Below are 19,016 nucleotides of genomic sequence, written 5' to 3' on the forward strand. Positions count from 1 at the left end.
GTTTGGGTAGGGGCATGGGGGTGGCGAGTGACAGGGCGCGGTCGCCGCTGGTCAGTTCGGCGAGGGGGCCGGTGCCGCCGGGGGAGAGGCGGACCAGGTTGGTGGTCACCGCCGGGGTGATGCTGCCGTCGGGGTGCTGGATGAGGGTGGGGTCGAGGTTTTTCCACTTGCCGTCGACGCGGGTGCGGGTGGGTAGGGCGGTTTGGGTGAGCTCGATGGTGCCGTCGGGGCGGGCGGTGAGGGTGGCGGTGGACGTGCCGGCGGCGGTGGCCTCGACCGGTCTGCCCGTGCGGCGGGCCTGCGCCACGGCCTGGTCGACGCCCAGTGAGGTCGGTGCCGGCTTGGCGGCTGCGGGCGCGGCGGCGACTGGCGTGCCGGGCAGGGCGACCCCGGCGGTGCCGAGGAACAGCGTTGCCGCCGCCGAGGACGCGATCAGAAGTCGTGGTGATCGTCTTTCGGGCATGACGAAGTGAACTCCCCCGTGCGGGGACGCGAATGGCGTCCGATGAGCGGACAGTGAAGCAGCCGTGACCGACTTCGGAAAGCGTCTCCGTGGCCGCTGGTTGTCCCTTTCGGACTCACTGCGATGCTTTTGCTCGTCTCGCTGGACATTCATCGTTACCGATTCGTGATCAGTCGGTTCGCCCCGGGCGCTTCCGGCCAGGGCCGCCCCCCGCGCCCAGGTGCCGGGCGAGGGCGAGGGCGGTGGCCAGGCCCCAGGCGGCGCACACCGCGAGCAGCACCCGCTCCAGGACGCCGACCAGGTTGCCCCGGCCGACGACGAGCATCGCCAGCCCCACCGCCCCGGCCAGCGGCAGCGACACCGCCGCGCCGCAGGCGGCGAGCCACCGCAGCCGGGCTGCCACGGCCGGGGTGAACAGCACCGCCAGCATCGCGAACACCACGGCCGCCGTCGCCGCGATGCTCGCCCCGCCGTGCACCAGGTCGGCCATCGTGGCCCGCTCGAACGGCGGCAGCGGGCAGCCGGCGCTGCACGTCACCGCGCCGGAGAGCGCCGTGCACACGCCGCCGGCGGCGAGCAGGCCGGCCGCGACCCGCGCCGCCGCCGGCAGCGCCGTAGCGAGCAGCAGCAGCGCGCCGGCCAGGGCGAACACCCCGATCCGGTACGTCGCGGCGTACCCGCTGTCGGTGACGCCCGCCTCGCTGACGTACCCGGTCAGGCCCGGGCCCGGACCGGCGACCACGGCGACCGTCACCGCGACCACGCCGGCCAGGAGGCAGCCGGCGGCGGCTGCGGCCGACGCGGCGGCGACCCGGGACGCGGGTGATGCCGGGGCCGTGGCGGGACCGCCCGGCCGGCGTCGGGCACCGGCCTGCTCGGCCGGGGTCGGTCGACGCCGGTCAGCCACGCCCGTGCGGCGCGGTCCAGCCGGAGGTGTCCGGGCCCAGCGGCACGATCCCGGTCGGGTTGATCGCCGGGTGGGTGCCGTAGTAGTGCCGCTTGATGTGGTCGAAGTCGACCGTTTCGCCGAACCCGGGGGTCTGGAAGAGGTCCCGGGCGTACGCCCACAGCACCGGCAGCTCGGTCAGCTTGTGCCGGTTGCACTTGAAGTGCCCGTGGTACGCCGCGTCGAACCGGACCAGCGTGGTGAACAGCCGCACGTCGGCCTCGGTGATCGCGTCGCCCAGCAGGTAGCGCCGGCCCGCCAGCCGCTCCGACAGCGCGTCGAGCCGGGCGAACAGCGCGGTGAACGCCTCGTCGTACGCGGCCTGGGAGGTGGCGAAGCCGCACCGGTAGACGCCGTTGTTGACGTCGCGGTGGATCTCGGCCATCAACGCGTCCAGCTCGTCGCGCAGCCCGGCCGGGTAGAGGTCCGGCGCGCCGGGGCGGTGCAGGCTGCGCCACTGCGTGGACAGGTCCAGGGTGAGCTGCGGGTAGTCGTTGCTGACCACCCGTCCGGTGAGCGTGTCGACCAGGGCCGGCACGGTCACCCGGCCGGTGTATCCCGGGTCGGTCGCCAGGTACGCCTCCGACAGGTACGAGATGCCGAGAGCCGGGTCCCGGCCGCCGGGGTCGAGGGTGAACCGCCAGCCCCGCTCGTCGCGGATCGGGTCGACCGTGGCGAGCGAGATCGCGTCGTCCAGGCCGAGCAGGCCGAGCACGATCCGGGCCCGGTGCGCCCACGGGCAGGCCCGGCACCAGACGAGGCGGTACCGGCCGGCTTCGAGTGGCCACCGGCCCTGGGCGTCCGGCCCGCCGCCGGGCGGGGAGTCGGAGTCGGGGGTGACCCGCCCGGTGAACCGGTTGGGTTGGCGGACGAACTCCCCGCTGCCGGAGGTCTCTGCGCTGAACTGGGCCCGGGCCATGCCGACAACCTATCGGCTCTCCGCGCGGATATCCTGGCCCGCGTCGCCGTGACCCGGCGGCCCCGTGACCCGGCGGCTCCGTGCCGGCCTTCCCACCCCGAAGGACTACGTCGATGACCGTGGCATATCTCGTGGCCGGTGTCCGCACCTCGATCGGCCGGTACGCCGGCGCGCTGTCCGGGGTACGCCCCGACGACCTCGCCGCGCACGTGATCCGCGAACTGGTCGCCCGGCACCCGTCGGTCGACTGGGCCCGGGTCGACGACGTGGTGCTCGGCTGCGCCAACCAGGCCGGCGAGGACAACCGCAACGTGGCCCGGATGGCCGCGCTGCTGGCCGGGCTGCCCGGCGAGGTGCCCGGCAGCACCGTGAACCGGCTCTGCGGCTCCGGCCTGGACGCGCTGGCCACCGCCGCCCGGCAGATCGTCGCCGGGGAGGCGGATCTGCTCGTGGCCGGCGGGGTGGAGAGCATGAGCCGCGCGCCGTTCGTCATGCCGAAGGCCACCTCGGCGTTCTCCCGGGCCCCCGAGGTGTACGACACCACGATCGGCTGGCGGCTGGTCAACCCGCTGATGGAGAAGGAGTGGGGCATCGACTCGATGCCCGAGACCGCCGAGAACGTGGCCGCCGAGTATGGCGTCGAGCGCGCCGCGCAGGACGCGTTCGCGTACCGGTCGCAGCAGCGGGCCGCCAGGGCGCAGGCCGGCGGCCGGTTCGCCGAGGAGATCGTGCCGGTGACCGTGCCGGCCGGGCGGCGCGAGACGAGGCTGGTCGAGGTCGACGAGCACCCCCGGGAGACCTCGCTGGAGAAGCTGGCCGCGCTGCCTACCCCGTTCCGGGCCGGCGGCACGGTGACCGCCGGCAACTCCTCCGGCGTCAACGACGGCGCGGTCGCCCTGCTGGTGGCGAGCGAGGCGGCGGTGGCCCGGTACGGGCTGACCCCGCTGGCCCGGGTCACCGGCGCCGCCGCCGCCGGGGTGCCGCCCCGGGTGATGGGGATCGGGCCGGTGCCGGCGACCCGCCGGCTGCTCGACCGGCTCGGCGTCGGCCTCGACCGGGTCGACGTGATCGAGCTGAACGAGGCGTTCGCCGCCCAGTCGGTGGCGGTGCTGCGCGAGCTGGGCCTGCCCGAGGACGCCGAGCACGTCAACCCCAACGGCGGCGCGATCGCCCTGGGGCACCCGCTGGGGGCCAGCGGGGCCCGGCTGGCGCTCACCGCCGCGCTGGAGCTGCGCCGCCGGGGTGGCCGGCGGGCGCTCGCCACCATGTGCGTAGGGGTGGGGCAGGGCATCTCGCTGATGCTGGAGTCAGTCGGCTGACCGGTACCGGGCGGCCGGATCGGATCTCGCCTACCGTGGAGTCTGCGGCTTAGAGTGTGGACCACCACAGACCTGCGGGTCGGCCGGCCACCGTCGGGTGCGGCGCACCCGGCGGCCGGCGCGGCCCGTGGCGCGGCGACGATTGGCGGGAGCGACACATGCCGGACGGACTTCCCACCGAGATCGACCTGAGCCGGCCGAGCGCGGCCCGGGTTTACGACTACTTCCTCGGCGGCGCGCACAACTTCGAGATCGACCGGAGGCTGGCCGAGCAGATCGCCGGCATGACGCCGAACCTGCCCGCCACGATGCGCGCCGGCCGGGAGTTCCTGCGCCGCGCGGTCCGGGTGCTGCTCGACGCCGGCATCGACCAGTTTCTCGACATCGGCTCGGGGATTCCCACCGTGGGCAATGTCCACGAGGTGGCCCAGGGCGCGAACCCGAAGGCCCGGGTGGTCTACGTCGACATCGACCCGGTGGCCGTGGCGCACAGCCGGGAGCTGCTGGCCGGCAACGACCTGACCGGCGTCATCCATGCCGACCTGCGGGAGCCGGAGCGCATCCTCGCCGAGTGCCGGGCCTCGGGCCTGCTCGACTTCGGCCGCCCGGTCGGCATCCTGCTCGCCGGGGTGGTGCACTTCGTCCCGGACGCCGACCGTCCCGCCGACGTCCTGGCCACCCTGCGGGCCGCCGCCGTCCCCGGCAGCTTCCTGGTCGTCTCCCACTCCACGTTCGAGGACCAGCCGCAGGAGATGCTGGACGCGCAGCGCCTGTCGGCGCGCACCGACACCGAGATCACCCTGCGCTCCCGGGCCGAGGTCACCGGCTTCTTCGGCGACTGGACGATCCTGGAGCCGGGCGTGGTGCACATGCCGCTGTGGCGACCAGACTCGCCGTCCGACGTGGACGACCATCCCGAGCGGTTCGGCGCGTTCGGCGGTGTCGCCCGGTACGACCAGCCAGCCGGCTAGGCGGACATGACAGCCGTGCCGGAGCCCGGGGGCGAGCAACTCAGCCGGGCCGGCGCCCAGGCGTACGCCGCCGGGTGGACCCGCGTGGCACGCCGTGTCGGGTTCGTGCCGCTGAGCGCCGACGAGACCGAACGGCTCCTGCTCGTGCACACGGTACGGCTGGCCCAGGCGCTGCTCGCCGAGGCGTTCTCCGCCCAGCCCGCCGAGGACGTCGGCCGGGCGCTGGTCGAGGCACACCTGACCGAGCCCGGGCTCCTGGACTGGTCGGTCACCGCGCTCGGGGAACGGTTCGCGGCCCAGGTGCTGCCGGGCCACGAGGCCCGGCCCGGCACGGCCGAACGGGTCGCCGCCCTCCAGGGCGCTCTCGCCGGGGGGTTCGCCCGGGCGCTGCGCGCCCGCACCTTCGCCCAGCAGGAACGCATCGCCCGCAGCGCGTGGCAGGCCCGGGACGACGTCGAACAGGCCCTGCGGGACAGCGAGGCGCGGTTCCGGGCGCTCTTCACCGGGGCGGCGATCGGGATCGGCATCGCCGGCACAGACGGGCAGATCATCGAAGTCAACCAGTCCTTCGCCGACATGCTCGGCTACTCCGCCGAGGAACTGCGGCACACCAACGTGGCGGGGCTGTTCCACGCCGACGACGCGGCCGGAATGTGGGAGCTGTACCAGGAGCTGATCGGGGGCAAGCACGACTCGGCCCGGGTGAAGAAGCGCTACCACCGCAAGGACGGCAGTGTGGTGTGGACGGACCTGGCCGTCTCGCTGATCCGGTACGACGACGGACGGCCGCGCTTCACCGTGGCGATGATCGAGGACATCACCGAGCGGTACGAACTGGAGCAGCGGCTGCGCTTCCAGGCCCTGCACGACCCGCTCACCGGCCTGCCCAACCGGACGCTGTTCTTCGAGACCCTCGGCGAGGTGCTCGGCGACGCCGGCCCGGACCACCGGATCGGGGTCTGTTTCCTCGACCTGGACGGCTTCAAGGCGGTCAACGACAGCCTCGGGCACGACCTCGGCGACCGGCTGCTGGTTGTGATCGCCCGGCGGCTGGCCGAGTGCGTCGCCGGGCACGGCCACCTGGTCGCCCGGATGGGCGGCGACGAGTTCGTCATCCTCGTCGACGGCGGTGACGGCATCGACGACGCGGTGGGCGTCGCGGAGATGGCCCTCGCGGCGGTCTCCGCCCCGGTGCACGTCGGTGACCAGCAGCTCGCGGTGTCGGCCAGCATCGGCATCGTGGACTGCCTGTGCGCCGAGACCAGCGCGTCGGAGCTGATGAAGGCCGCCGACACCACCCTGTACTGGGCGAAGGCGGAGGGGCGCGGCCGGTGGGCGGTCTACGACCCCGAGCGCAGCGCCCAGGACATCGCCCGTTCGGCGCTCGTCGCCGGCCTGCCCGCGGCGCTGGACCGGGGCGAGTTCGTCGTGCACTACCAGCCGATCGTGTCGCTGTGGAACTCCTCGATGGTGGCCGTCGAGGCGCTGGTCCGCTGGCAGCACCCGGAGCTGGGGCTGGTCGGGCCGGACCGGTTCATCGGGCTGGCCGAGGAGACCGGCCTGATCGTCCGGCTCGGCGAGTGGGTGCTCCGGCAGGCGTGCCGCGACGCCGAGGCGTGGCACCGGGAGTTCCCGGAGGCGAAGCTGGTGGTCAGCGTCAACCTGGCCGCGCGGCAGGCCGACGACCCGGGCATCGTCGACACGGTGGCGAGCGCGCTGAGCCGCACCGGGCTGCCCGCCGGCCTGCTCCAGTTGGAGCTGACCGAGAGCGCCGTGATGGGCACCCCGGGGGAGCCGCTGCGGTCGCTGCGCCAGCTGGCCGACCTCGGCGTACGGCTGGCGATCGACGACTTCGGCACCGGATACTCGAACCTGGCGTACCTGCGGCGGCTGCCCATCCACTGCCTCAAGCTGGCGGGGCCGTTCGTGGAGGGGATCCGGGCGGACGACCCGCTGGACCCGGCCGACCACCGGGACGAGCGGATCGTGGACGCGCTGGTCCGGCTGGCGCACGCCCTGGAGCTGTGGGTCACCGCCGAGGCGGTGGAGACCCAGGCGCAGGCCGAGCGGCTGCGCGCGTTGCGCTGCGACACCGGGCAGGGGTGCTGGTTCGGTGCCCCGGCCCCGGCCGACGTGATCACCGCCCGGCTGCGCGGCGACGATTCCCCAGAGGGAGTGGCATGAGCCTGACGGACTCGCAGACGGTCGTCTCGGTGGTGGCCGCGCTGGCCATCGTGGCCGGGCTGGCCGGGGTGGTGGTGCCGGGGCTGCCCGCGCTGCCGTTGTGCTGGGGCGGGGTGCTGGTGTGGGCGCTGTTCGGCGACGCCGGGGCGGGTCGCTGGCTGGTGCTGGCCGCCGCCACCGTGGTCGCAGTCGGCGGTGCCGTGGTCAAGTACCTGTGGCCGGGGCGCAACCTGAAAAGCGCCGGGGTGCCGACGTCGTCCCTGCTGGCCGGCGGCGTGCTGGGGCTGGTCGGGTTCTTCGTGATCCCGGTGGTGGGCCTGGTGGTCGGCTTCGTCGGCGGGGTGTGGGGTGCCGAGCGGCTGCGGCTGGGCAGCAACCAGCTCGCCTGGCCGTCGACGGTGCAGGCGCTCAAGGCCGCCGGCCTGTCGATGCTGGTCGAGTTCCTCGCCGGCCTGGTGATCGGCGTGCTCTGGATCGCGGGCCTGCTGTTCGCGTGAGCGTGGTGCGGCGGCGGGGGCGGATCGCCGTACGTGAGAGAGAGGTGAACACCCCGCGCCGCCGCGTGCCGGGCGTTGCCGAGCGCCCGGCGGGGCCCGTCCGGATCGGGCCTGGTCACAGGCTCAAGGATGCGCCGGAGCACCGCTGGGGGCAAGGCAATTTGGGTACGCCGCGCGCGTGAGCGCCGTGGGCCCCAATCCCGCACTGTGCTGGCTTCGTCTTGGTGCTCACGCGGGGGTGGTCCGTTTCTGGGGCGGCGGGCATTGGCCCTGTCCGCACCGAGCATGAGGCAGTCGGGCTATCCGGCCAGTGCTGGTGCGTTGGCCGGAGCGGAGCGCTGGTCCTCTTGGGCGACGGAGACGATCTGGGCCAGAGCGGACCGGCTTTCCTGGAGAGTGGTCAGCTGCTCGTCGAGTTCCCCCAGGCGGTACTGGAGCACCTCCAGCATGCACGGCGCGACCTGACCGTCGCCGTCGACGCATGGCAGGACGTCGCGGATGACGCTCGTGGGTAGGCCGGCACGCAGCAGCCTGCGGATATGCCCGACAGTCAACGGTGCGCCGGGCCCGTAGCGGCGGTGCCCTCCCTCCCGGTGCTCGGGCGTCAGCAACCCCTGCTCCTCGTAGTACCGCAGCAGGCGAACGCTGACGCCGGTACGGCGGGCCAGCTCACCGATTCGCATGTGATCCCCCTCCCATCCACTTGAATCTGACACCGATGAGAGATTCTAGCGTTACCGACATGACCACCACACAGAGCACCAACAGCCGAAACACCGGTATCGGCGGCGACCTGACAGTCAGCCGGATCGGCTACGGCACCATGCGACTGTCCGACACCCCCGACATCCCCGCGACCGAGGCCATCGTCTGGCGGCCTCCGACACCGCGCGCCGACGCCATCACGATCTTGCGCCACGCCGTCGAGCGCGGCGTGCAGCTGATCGACACCGCCGACGCCTACGCCCTGGGCGGCAGCGAGGAGCTCATCGCCGAGGCGCTGCACCCGTACCGGGACGGCGTCGTGATCGCCACGAAGATCGGCATGACCCGGCCGAGCCCGGCCGAGTGGGTGCCCGTCGGTCATCCTGCCTACCTGCGTCAGCAGGCCGAGCTCAGCCTGCGCCGGCTCAAGGTCGAGCGGATCGACCTGCTGCAACTGCACCGCATCGACTCCGAGGTCCCCCTCGCGGACCAGATCGGCGCGCTCAGGCAGCTGCAGCAGGAGGGCAAGGTCCGCCACATCGGCCTGTCCGAGGTGACCGTCGACCAGTTGCGCGAGGCACTCCAGGTCGCGCCGATAGCGTCCGTGCAGAACTGGTACAACCTGGCCCACCGCGAGCACGATGCGGTGGTCGACTTCACCGCGGAGCGCGGCATCGCCTTCCTGCCGTTCTTCCCCATCGCCATCGGAGGCCACGCCACCAACGACAGCCCGGTCGCGAAGGTCGCCTCCGAGGTCGGCGCCACCCCCGCGCAGACGGCCCTGGCCTGGCTGCTGCACCGCTCCCCGAACATCGTGCCGATCCCCGGCACCACCTCACCGAAACACCTCGACGAGAACCTCGGCGCGCTCGACATCGCGCTCACCGACGAGCAGATCGCCCGGCTGGACACCATCGCCGAGCAGGCCGAATCGGCCGCGTGAGCCCGACCCGGTGGCCCGGCCCCGGCCCACGTCGGCGACTGCCCCTACGACGTCGCACTGACCGAGGGCGGGTGGGCGGGCCACCGGGCGGGGCCCCGAACGGAGTACGACGGAGTCGTCACACGATCACGGAAGCACGACGGTGGGGGCCCTGCCCAGCTGCACGAAGTCGGCGATCTCGTCGAGGCCGGGTCGGTAGCCGTCGCTGGTGTCCACTTCGAGCTCGGGCACGTCGAGTCGGACGCGGTCGAAGCTGCCGTGGCCGACCGCGTGCACCTGCTGCTCGCCGAGGGACGCGTCGGCGTGTGCGCGCCGCGCGGGGTTCTCGTTCTGCCGCTGCCGGATGCGGTCCCAGGCGATCCCGGCCGCGATCTGGCAATGCACGACCCGGATGTCGGCAAGGCCGGCCAGGGGCCGCAGGTGGGGACGCCAGAGCCGGTCCTGGAAGGCCGCCTCGGCCACCGTCGTGACACCTGACGTCAGGAGCAGTTCCAGCACCTGGAAGAACGTCGGCAGCGTGCGCAGGGTCAGCGCGTCGCTCGGCGCGGCGATGAAGTCACCGGCCGCGTGGACCATGCCCTCCTTGATCTCGTCCCGGCAGATCGCCGGACAGCCGATCCGCCGGGCGAGCCGATGGGCGAGCGTGGTCTTGCCCGCGCCGGGCGGCCCGCTGACCACGACAAGAGTCGGTCTACTCCGCGCCAGGTCGCTCATGGCCGCGCTCGCGGCGGGACGGGACGTCGTACGCCGGTCGTACTCGACGCTCGGTAGCCGTGCAAGGCCAGATCGCTCCCCGTTGAGTGGCGTGAGGTGGGCGGGCGCGAAGAAAGGCCCTCAGCGTCGTGCCGGGGGCCACTTCGCCACTTCCTTGATCAGCTCGTTCGACTGCCGGCGGGGGAGCGCCTCGTTCCGCACGATCTCCCACGTTCTCGCCAGCCTAGCCAACATCGGCGGGCGCGACGAGCGGAAGCGACGCGGGCTGCCGCCCGACCCGGACATGGAGCTGCGGCACCTCGGGTGGCTCGACATGGTCCTGCCGGCGCAGGGGGTCGCGGGCCTGCTGTGCGCGTGAGCGTCGGCGGTCGCCGGGTGCGTTCGGGGTGGCGGCGCGGGGCGGATCGCCGTACGTGACGCGGCACCTTGCTCGTCGCCCACTGAACCGGTGTGGCGAGTGGGTTTCCGGGGGTCGGTGGGCGATCGAGGAATGCTCTTCCAGAACGTGTCAGGCCCGAGGTTCGTCTCGACCACTGCCAGGTCCGGTCGATGCGCGCGTTTCGCCCGACTACCGGTATTCCCAGCGGCGGGAATGCCGTGTCATTGCGTTTGATCGGCGCGAGAAATAGCGTGCTCGTTGAGCGAATCCAAAGGCTGAAGACTTTGCCGGAGTTTCCACTGCTGCGTCCGCTTTGTTGGAGTCGCTATCGGTCGGACATCTCCCGACATGCTCTATTCCTGACATTATGGCTGACGTCGAGTCGGGAATGCGAGCCACCCCTTGACGTATACAACGCGGCATCCGAGAATCAGGAATGCCACTGCGGGGAAGGGGTGGAAATAAGGACTGGCCATCGAGGCGGGTGGCGAACGACGTCACAGCAGGCAGCGGGGCCGATCGGTGCCGCAATTCCCAACCATGGCAGCGTCGATGACACCGTGCGGGCCGCCTGAATAACCTCTCAGAGGCCCCTGTTCGCTCGAAGAATTGGGGCAGGTCCCCGGCGTCGATTCCGGCGTCGATTCGTCGTAACTTCACGGGTTCCGGACAGGTGATATGGAATCCGAGGTAGACCATGTTCCGAAAGGAATCGGCCCGGTGCGCGTCCGGGCCGATTCTGCAGTTTCTTGCGCCCAATGTGTGATTCATCGACTTGGGGGAGTGAATGCCGAACAAGAATCTGGTCAGGGTTTACAGCGACAGGAATTACGTGTACACGACGATGGTGCGTCACCAGGGCACGACGGTGGCGTTCGCGATGGATGACTCCCGGCGCATCTACTACAACGTGTTGAACCTGGACCTGGGCAGCCGCGAGCGAGGCGAGATCGACAGTTCGTACTGGAACGACAACCCGCCACTGCTCACCTTCCCGAACGAGATCACCGAGGTCGGCTTCGGTGGCGGCGAGACGGTCGGGGTGCCGGCGGTGCGGCTGGGCGGGCGGGCCGAGGTGGGCGCCGGGACGCAGCTCCAGCCCGAGGACCTGGACGCGTTCCTGTCCACGACGGCCCGGCTGGGCGGCCAGGCGCCGTTCCAGGTCGTCTCGGACGGCAGGTACCTGATGCTGTTCCGCCAGTCGGTCGACGAGACGCACCCGGACGCGCTGTTCCGGCTGGCCGGCGGCGGCGCTTCCGGGGATGGAAGCCGGACGGACTACGCCCAGGCGGGCGGGGCCAAGGTGCCGGTGGTGGCCCGCACGGTCCTGTGCGACCGCTTCGTGCAGGTGGGCGCGACGGTCAAGCCGGTGCTTGAGGTGCGCTACCGGCGCAGCCGGACCAAGACCTCGCCGGCCTCCACGGGTGACACCCTGGGCACCCGGGACCTGGACGGCAACCCGTTCTACGAGCCCACCCGGCAGTTGTCGTTCGTCCGTAACGTCACCGACGGCGAGTTCGCGGTGATGCTGCTGCCGACCCAGGTCAACGAGGTGTCGCGGTGGCAGCTGTTCGCCGTGAACGCGGTGACCGGCCGCATCGACGGGTTCAACGTCGAGCGGGCCGACGACGGGCTGTTCAACCTGGCGGGAACCCAGTTTTACACCAGCCCGGACCCGAGGTACGCGGCCTCGGTGCTGGAGCGTGAGCCCGGGGCGGACCCGTTCACGAAGAAGCCGCTGGTGCCGGTGCCGCTGCCGACCGACCGGGCGGGGACCGCGCTGCGGCTGGACGGCCAGGACGACCACCTCGACCTGGGGAGTACGCCGAGCGCGCGGCTGCAGGGTGCGTACACGGTGGAGGCGTGGGTCAATCCGGCCGCCGCCGGTGGGGTCATCGTGGCCGCCGGGGACGGGACGCAGGCGGGGTCGTTCACGCTGCGGCTGACCTCCGCCAAGGCGCTGGTGTTGACCCATCCCGGTACCGGCAACACGGTCACCTCGCCGGAGGCGGCGGTGTCGACCAGTCGTTTCGCTCACGTCGCGGCGGTGTTCACCGGCGGCACCGGGGCCAAGGGCCGGTTGTACGTCGACGGCGTCGAGGTGGCCAACGGCTCGATGTCGTTCACTCCCTCCTCCGCCGGGGTGGTGACGTATGTCGGTGCCCGGCGGTCGGGGACCACCGCCGCCGAGTTCTTCCGTGGTGATGTCGACGAGGTGCGGATCTGGAGCCAGGCGCGGACGGCCGCCGATCTGGCCCGCGACTTCCGTCGCCGCCTCGCCGGCGTCGAGCCCGGCCTCGTCGCCTACTACCGCTTCGACGAGGGCGGTGGGACCAGCGTCGCCGACCACACCGACAACGGGTTCAACGGCACCGTGAGGGGCGGCGCGGCGTGGGTGACCTCGGGCGCGCCGGTGGGCGACAGCCCGGGGCTGTCCCGGGAGACGTTCGGTTTCGCGGGCCGGTCGCTCACCTCCGGGGTGGCCGCAGCGCTGTACTTCCAGCAGGAAGAGACCACCGCCGGCTACGCCGAGCAGCCCAGCCCGGCGAAGCGGCAGGCGCGGGTCCTGCTGGCGTGCCCGACGGCCGACGCCGCCGCCCCGGGCGGCAATCCGCTGCTCGCGACCCTCGACCTCGCCCTCGCCGCCGACGGCCGGCTCGCGCAGGTACCCCGGTCGGTCACGCTGTCCACCATCGGGCGTCCCGACCCGACCAAGGACATGGACGTGCTCAGCGCGGCCCAGGACGCGGTCACGGCCACGCAGGCGAAGCTGGTTCTCGACCAGCAGCTCCTCGACCAGGCAGACCAGGCGGTACGGGACGCGGACCCGGGGTACCAGTACTGGAACAACAGGTACTGGGCCTTCGTGAACTCCGACTACTCCTACGACGAGGGATGGTTCGTCTGGCCCCACGAGCGTTCGGGTCGAGCGAACAGTCTGCTCGGGTCGCTGAACTCGGCATCCTCGGCCCGCAACGCCGCCCTCCGGTCACAGGAGGACGCGAAGGCGCAACTGGCCCGGGACCAGACGCTGCTGGTGGACCGGCAGGCCATACTGGCCGCGCTCAGCGGAGGGTTGCAGGGCGGCGACGACGTCGTGCTGGCGATGCCGACAGTCGCCGTCGACAACGCCGGGCTGAGCATCTTCGGCGCGGTGCTGGCGTTCGCGTGGAGCCGTAACACCCCGGTCCTGCTCGACAGCGCGACCGGCGAGGTGGTGCTGTACTTCCGCGGTGTGGACGGGCAGTTCTTCTCCGTCTACTACGACGTCACCGCCTCCCGGGCGGCCAAGAAGATCATGCTTCCGTCCGGTCGGCTGACGCTGACCAGCCGGGACACCGGGGTCGCCCTGCCCGAGCTGGGTTTCACCGTGTCGGCGGGTCCGGACGCCGATCGCTGCACGGTGGTGGTCACCCGTACGGCGAACAACACGACCCACACCGAGACGTTCAACGCGGTGCCCCGCCGGGCCGACCAGTTCGCGGCCGTCCTCAACGGCACCCCGGCCGGGGACCTGCTGGGGACGGTCGCCTCGGTCCAGGCCAGCACCGTCACCCTCACCGCACCGTTGGCCGCTGGCCTGGCGGCGGGCACCAAGGTCAGTGTGGCCGGGGCGGTCTACCAGCTTCGGGACGCCGTGCCCGCCGTCTCCAGCTTCACCCTGACCACGGCCCCGGGCACGGTGGCGGCGGGCGCCCAGGTGCGGACGGTCGTCTACGACTACGCCTCGGCCACGTCCAGCCGCCCCGGGGCGCGGCTTGGCGGCGGCTCGCTGATCGTCGCGGTCGCCGCCGGTGCGGCCACCGGCGCGGTGCCCAACGGCACGGCCGCCGACGTCGTAGCCGGGCGGGGCAACCGCTGGCAGGGCAACGCCCCCGGGCGCGCGTTCGGGTTCGACGGCACCAAGCGGCTCGCTCTTCCGGCCGCCCAACAGCCTCGGGCGGCGATGACCGGCGATCTCACCCTGGAAGCCTGGGCCAACCCGGCCGGCACGCAGAGCCGCATCGTGCACGCCAACCTGCCCGGCAGCCCCACCACCCGATACACCCTCGGCGTGTCCGGCGCGTCCTACCCCTCGGCGCTCGAACTCAACGGGAGCGGTGACTACCTCGACTGCGGCACCGGCATCGACCTGACCAGCACCTCCTTCACCGTGGAGTTCTGGGCCAGGCGCCTGACAACCGGCCGGGAAGACTTCATCGTCGGCCTCGGCACGACCGGCGCGACGGACCAGTACCTGCACATCGGGTTCCGCTCCGGCAACGTCTTCTCGATGGATTTCTACAACGACAACCTGAACGCGTCGTCCTCCAGTGACCAGAACTGGCATCACTGGGCGTGCGTGTACGACCGGGAGGGCACCAACCGTCTCCAGATCATCTACCGGGACGGTGTGGAGGTCGGCCGCCGCACCGCCACCGGGCACTTCACCGGCACCGGCAAGCTCCTGCTCGGCCGGATCGCCTGCCAAAACTGGGACCTCAGGGCGTACGCCCAGTTCGACGAGGTGCGGATCTGGAGCCGCGTCCGTACCCCGGAGGAGTTGACGGCGGACAAGGACCGTCGGCTGACCGGGCGGGAGACCGGCCTGCTCGGCTACTGGAACTTCACCGGCCGCCGGACCACGGACCTGACCGGACGGGGCAACGACGCCACCATCGCCGGAAACCCCAGGGTGGTCAGCTCCCAGTTTCCCGGCTACAAGATCCTCGCCGGAGTGGGCGACCAGCTCGTGCGCAGCCGGGACGTCTACCCGGCCGGCCAGTGGGGCCACCTGGCGGCGGTCTTCGAGCAGGACTGGGCGCTGCGCTTCGACGGCGCAGCGTGGCTCGACGCCGGCCGGGCCGACGCCCTCGACGTCACAGGCGACCTGACGATCGAGTTGTCCCTTCGGCTCGACGCGTTGGGCCACACCCACGGACTCGTCTGCAAGGGCGGGCTGGCCGATGGTGCCGGCGGGACGGTGCCGTACACCCTCTACGTGCAGCCCGACGGGGCGCTGGCCTTCACCTACGAGAACACCTCGGCCACCCAGCCGGGCACCGCCGTCTCCACGACCAAACTGCAGGCAGGCGGGTTCACCCGGGTCGCGGTCGTCCGCAAAGCCATCTCGAACGGCAATGCGTCGGAGATCCAGTTCTACGTGAACGGCGCTGCGGCAGGCTCCTCCAATCTCAGCGGCCCGGCGCCGACGGGCAACGACGGGCTCCTCGAAATCGGCCGCTACCGCAGCGGCCAGACCGGGTACGGGCTGCGCGGCGTGCTCAGCGAGGTGCGGCTGTGGAACGTGGCCCGGGAAGCGGCGAAGATCGGCGCGACGGTCACCGAGAGCACGCCGGGACTGGTCGCCCAGTGGACGTTCCCGGAGGACGCCGGGAACACCACCGCCGACGTCACCGGCGCCTACCCCGGCAGGCTGCACGGTGCCGCCTGGGTCAAGACACCGGACCCGAACGGCAACCTGTTCCGGCTCTACTGCAACGGCGACGCGACCCCCGCCGACCCGATCCCGGCCACCGACGCCCTCGTCACCGCCGGCTACGGACCCGAACAGTTCACCATCGGTGGCTACACGACCACCGGCAACATCATGCGCGACGCCTACGCCGGCACCCTCGACGAGATCCGGGTGTGGCAGACCGCACGGACCGGCGAACAGATCCTCGACAACGCCTTCACCCGACTGCGCGGCGAGTCCGAGGACCTCGTCTGCTACTACCCGTTCGACGCCGCCTCGACCGCCACCGGCGCACCGGTCCTCGACGCCGGACCGCGCGGGAACAACCTGGTCACCGCCACCGGCAGCGAGCCCACCATCGTGCTCTCCACGGCACCCGTCTCGACCGACACCGCGGAGGTCCGCTCGGCGCTGACCGGCATCCGGACCGCCTTCCACGATGTCATCGGCAACTCTCCCGCCGTCGCCGAGTACGCCGACGTCCAACGGATCCCGCACCGTGGCATGCAGGGCGTGATGAAACGCTCCTACACCTACCAGCAGGCCGGACGCTGGTACCTCATCACCGGTTACAAGGTCGGCAACCTGGTCAGCAAGTGGGTCGGCCAGGCCCAGTTCGACCCGCAACTCGTCGGCTACATCGAGGGTGCGCCGCCGGTGCCCTCGGAGAACCTCGTCAAGCGTCCGGGCACCGACGACTACATCGACGCCGCCACCGTCTCCTTCGTCCAGGCCGAGGAGGTCACCAACACGCTGTCGTCCAGCAAAGAGACCAGCATGGACGTCTCGGCGAAACTGAAGTTCTCCTGGGAGGTCTCGGCCGACATCCTGTCGATCACCGCGCCCCTCGGTGTGGGCACGGCTCAACCGCTCGCCAAACTCTCCCTGGAGGGCAACCTGGAGTTCGGCCTCGACTATTCCAACGGCTGGACCAGCGAGGCCGAGGTGTCCGAAGGCAGCAACACCACCCGCACCAGCACCGTCGCGCTCAGCGGCGCGTGGGAGGACCCGAACCGCCCGCTCAACCCGGCCGCCGGCCAGCGCTGGGTACCGGCCAACACCGGCTACGCCCTCGTCCAGTCCGAGACCGCGGACGTCTTCGCGCTGCGCCTCGAACACACCGGGGCGCTGGTCGCCTACCGGATGATGCCCAACCCCGACATTCCCCGGGACTGGAACATCATCGAGTTCCAGATCAACCCCCTGTACACGAAGCAGGGCACCCTCGACGGGCTCGTCGGCTACGGGCTGGCCGGCCCCTTCCCCGACCCCGCCCACTATCCGACCGCCGGTGACGGCGCGGAGTACAGCTACTTCAAACCCCGCGAGGCGTACGCCCTCAAGCGCCGCGTCGAGCGCCAGGCCCAACAGTTGCAGAGCTACTACGACTCGGTGTCCACGGAGACCCACGCTCCCAACCGGACCGCGGAGAAGGCCAAGGAGGTCGCCAACAGGTCGTCGGCCCGCCGCAACCTGGCCAACACCTACGTCTGGACCGCCGGCGGCGGCTTCTTCGCCGAATCCACCGAATCCACCGATTCGGTGACCGAAACCACCGGCGGCTCCTACTCGATCAAGGGCACCCTCAGCGGCGGCGGCATGTTCGAACTCTCCGGAGCCGCCGGCGGCGCGAAGATGGGCTTCGAGGCCAGCATCGGCGGCGGCACCAGCGTCACCCGCACCAGGTCCAAGTCATCCAGCAGGACGTTCGGGCTCGACGTCGCCTGCACCGGCGGCCGGGACCTCCAGCGATACAACAACGGCGAGACCCCCGTCTACGACCCCACCACCAACCAGCCCGTCACCAGCCCCGGCAGGGTCGACGCCTACCGGTTCATGACCTTCTACCTCGACGTCACCAAGGACAACTTCGAAGACTTCTACGGCAAGATCGTCGACCCGCTCTGGCTCGCCACCTCGCCCCAGGCCGCCGCCCTACGCCAAGCCAATCAGGCCGACCAGAAACCACCCTGCTGGCGGGTCTTCCACCGGGTCACCTTCGTCAGCCGCCTGCTCGACCCCGTCGCCGCCTCTCCCAGCGCCCCGCCGTCCCTGGCCAAGGCCCTGCAGGGCGAAGGCTTCAGCAGCATCTACGACCTGATCCAGACCCTCGAATCCAACATCAGGAGCAACCCGGCGAACGTCGCCAACCTCGCCAACCTGACCGCAGCCACCACCGAGGCACTCACCAAGAAGCTGTACCGGCTCACCCCGTACGCCCAGGAGATCACCGTGCACGTCGCCCGCTACTTCGGCATCGACCGGTGACCTCGCGACCTGGGCCGAGGTGATCGGCCCGTAGGTACCTCAAGGCCGGCGGCCCCCGGCGCAGCCAATCGGTGCGCCGGGGCCTCGAACGAGGAAGTCCCCCAGCTTCGCTTCACGCTGGGGGACTTCTCTTCGTTCGGAGGATCAGCTCCTGGGGCCGATCTTCTTCGCCAGGTCGACGAAGGACTGCCAGGTGCCGGGGGTGAGGTGGAGGGTGCCGCCGTCGCGGTCCTTGGTGTCGCGCACCAGCACGACGCCCGGCATGTTGTCCGAGACCTCGACGCAGGACCCGCCGTTGCCGCCGGACCTGGTCGACTTCCGCCACTGTGGGGTCATCACGTCCATGACTTCGCCACTTCCTTGATCAGCTCGATTGACTGCCGGCGGGGAAGCGTCTCGTTCCGCACGATCTCCCACGTCTTCGCCAGCCTAGCAACATCGGCGGGCGCATCGACGATCTGCGCGCTGAGCTGGTTGTCCGCGTGGGCCACTCGCGCGCCGTTGGGCAGCTCGGCGATGATGAACTGACCGGCCAGCCCCAGGTACATCCCGGCGTCCACCGGCACGACATGCACCTGGATGTGTTCCCGCAGCGCCTGCCCGGCCAGGTGGTCGAGCTGTTCCGCCATGAGCCCCGGCTGATCGAGCACGGGCCGGCGAAGCACGCTCTCGTCCACGACAGCGATGAACTGCGGCGGGCGGTCGCGCTCCAGGACCTCCTGCCGCGCCAACCTGGACGTGACGATCCGCTCGACCTCGTCGGCGGTGAACCGGCCGCCGGCCAGCGTTGCCCGCGCGTACCGCTCCGTCTGGAGCAGGCCGGGAAGGTAGGACAACTCGAACCATCGCAGCGTGGTCGCCTCGCGCTCGAACTCGATCCACTCGCGCAGCCAGACCGGCTCGGCGTCAAGCTTGGCCAGCTCGCGGAGCATCCGACCGAACCGGTCACCGAGGTTGTACTGGTCGTCGATCGTCTTCATGTACTCCTTCGTCGGCGGGCGACCGCCCGTCTCGACCGAGCTGACATGGGAGCCGGAGTACCCGATGGCCCGGCCGAATTCCTCCTGGCTGGCCCCGAGCGACGCGCGGAACAGTCGTAGCTCTCCGAGCACATAGTTTGTGGCCGTACCCATCAGTCCCCCAATTTTTGCTCAGCCTCGTCGGGTGTGTCTCGCTTGGTCGCTCGACCAGCCCTCCGACCTGCGCGGACCGGGCGAGCGCGTATCGACGGTAACGGTGTCCTCACCAGA

Annotated in this window: 13 protein-coding genes and 1 pseudogene; 7 read left to right on the forward strand and 7 right to left on the reverse strand. The window is 71.3% G+C overall.

Features of this window, described 5'->3' with window-relative positions; all coding sequences use genetic code 11:
- From ACH4T9_RS30080 to ACH4T9_RS30090, 3 genes and pseudogenes are all read right to left on the reverse strand, one after another.
- Window positions 1–463, reverse strand: a pseudogene (locus ACH4T9_RS30080) (hypothetical protein); the annotation flags it as partial.
- Window positions 464–632: 169 nt separating this feature from the next.
- Window positions 633–1,370, reverse strand: a complete 738-nt coding sequence (locus tag ACH4T9_RS30085; RefSeq protein WP_396674677.1) for a DUF998 domain-containing protein — start codon at window positions 1,368–1,370, stop codon at window positions 633–635.
- A complete protein-coding gene (locus ACH4T9_RS30090; protein WP_396674679.1) occupies window positions 1,363–2,328 on the reverse strand; it encodes a glutathione S-transferase family protein in 966 nt (321 codons plus the stop codon). The genes ACH4T9_RS30085 and ACH4T9_RS30090 overlap by 8 nt, the downstream gene beginning before the upstream one ends.
- A 113-nt stretch (window positions 2,329–2,441) precedes the next feature.
- Between ACH4T9_RS30090 and pcaF the strand changes: the two genes are divergently transcribed.
- The 4 genes from pcaF (at window position 2,442) to ACH4T9_RS30110 (ending at window position 7,299) form a co-directional block, all read left to right on the forward strand.
- Entirely contained in the window at window positions 2,442–3,647 is a 1,206-nt protein-coding gene (gene pcaF, locus ACH4T9_RS30095) for a 3-oxoadipyl-CoA thiolase (protein WP_396674681.1), read from the forward strand.
- A gap of 158 nt (window positions 3,648–3,805) precedes the next feature.
- On the forward strand, window positions 3,806–4,618 hold the full coding sequence (locus ACH4T9_RS30100; protein WP_396674683.1) for an SAM-dependent methyltransferase: 813 nt from the start codon (window positions 3,806–3,808) through the stop codon (window positions 4,616–4,618).
- Window positions 4,619–4,624: 6 nt separating this feature from the next.
- Window positions 4,625–6,802, forward strand: a complete 2,178-nt coding sequence (locus tag ACH4T9_RS30105) for a putative bifunctional diguanylate cyclase/phosphodiesterase (RefSeq protein ID WP_396674685.1) — start codon at window positions 4,625–4,627, stop codon at window positions 6,800–6,802.
- Entirely contained in the window at window positions 6,799–7,299 is a 501-nt protein-coding gene (locus tag ACH4T9_RS30110) for a DUF456 domain-containing protein (protein ID WP_396674687.1), read from the forward strand. Before ACH4T9_RS30105 ends, ACH4T9_RS30110 begins: the two co-directional genes overlap by 4 nt.
- A gap of 299 nt (window positions 7,300–7,598) precedes the next feature.
- Here the strand turns inward: ACH4T9_RS30110 and ACH4T9_RS30115 are convergent, their stop codons facing one another.
- A complete protein-coding gene (locus ACH4T9_RS30115; RefSeq protein ID WP_396674689.1) occupies window positions 7,599–7,982 on the reverse strand; it encodes a MerR family transcriptional regulator in 384 nt (127 codons plus the stop codon).
- Window positions 7,983–8,041: 59 nt separating this feature from the next.
- On the opposite strand from ACH4T9_RS30115, the gene ACH4T9_RS30120 reads away from it, so the two are divergent.
- Window positions 8,042–8,947, forward strand: a complete 906-nt coding sequence (locus ACH4T9_RS30120; RefSeq protein WP_396674691.1) for an aldo/keto reductase — start codon at window positions 8,042–8,044, stop codon at window positions 8,945–8,947.
- A 126-nt stretch (window positions 8,948–9,073) separates the two neighbouring features.
- Here the strand turns inward: ACH4T9_RS30120 and ACH4T9_RS30125 are convergent, their stop codons facing one another.
- Complete coding sequence (locus ACH4T9_RS30125) at window positions 9,074–9,661, reverse strand: AAA family ATPase (RefSeq protein ID WP_396674693.1); 588 nt, start codon at window positions 9,659–9,661, stop codon at window positions 9,074–9,076.
- Between the two features lie 154 nt (window positions 9,662–9,815).
- Here ACH4T9_RS30125 and ACH4T9_RS30130 point away from each other — a divergent pair, with 154 nt between their 5' ends.
- Both ACH4T9_RS30130 and ACH4T9_RS30135 read left to right on the forward strand, forming a co-directional pair.
- Entirely contained in the window at window positions 9,816–10,019 is a 204-nt protein-coding gene (locus ACH4T9_RS30130; protein ID WP_396674780.1) for a hypothetical protein, read from the forward strand.
- An 853-nt stretch (window positions 10,020–10,872) separates the two neighbouring features.
- Window positions 10,873–17,766, forward strand: coding sequence for a LamG-like jellyroll fold domain-containing protein (locus tag ACH4T9_RS30135; RefSeq protein WP_396674695.1), 6,894 nt, complete (start codon window positions 10,873–10,875; stop codon window positions 17,764–17,766).
- 144 nt (window positions 17,767–17,910) lie between these two features.
- Here ACH4T9_RS30135 and ACH4T9_RS30140 read toward each other — a convergent pair whose 3' ends face one another.
- Window positions 17,911–18,111, reverse strand: coding sequence for a DUF397 domain-containing protein (locus ACH4T9_RS30140; protein ID WP_396674697.1), 201 nt, complete (start codon window positions 18,109–18,111; stop codon window positions 17,911–17,913).
- Window positions 18,102–18,899: a helix-turn-helix transcriptional regulator gene (locus tag ACH4T9_RS30145; protein ID WP_396674699.1), complete on the reverse strand. Its 798-nt coding sequence runs from the start codon at window positions 18,897–18,899 to the stop codon at window positions 18,102–18,104. The genes ACH4T9_RS30140 and ACH4T9_RS30145 overlap by 10 nt, the downstream gene beginning before the upstream one ends.
- Between the last annotated feature and the right edge of the window lie 117 nt (window positions 18,900–19,016).

It is taken from the genome of Micromonospora sp. NPDC020750 (assembly GCF_044334565.1).
GTDB lineage: Bacteria > Actinomycetota > Actinomycetes > Mycobacteriales > Micromonosporaceae > Micromonospora.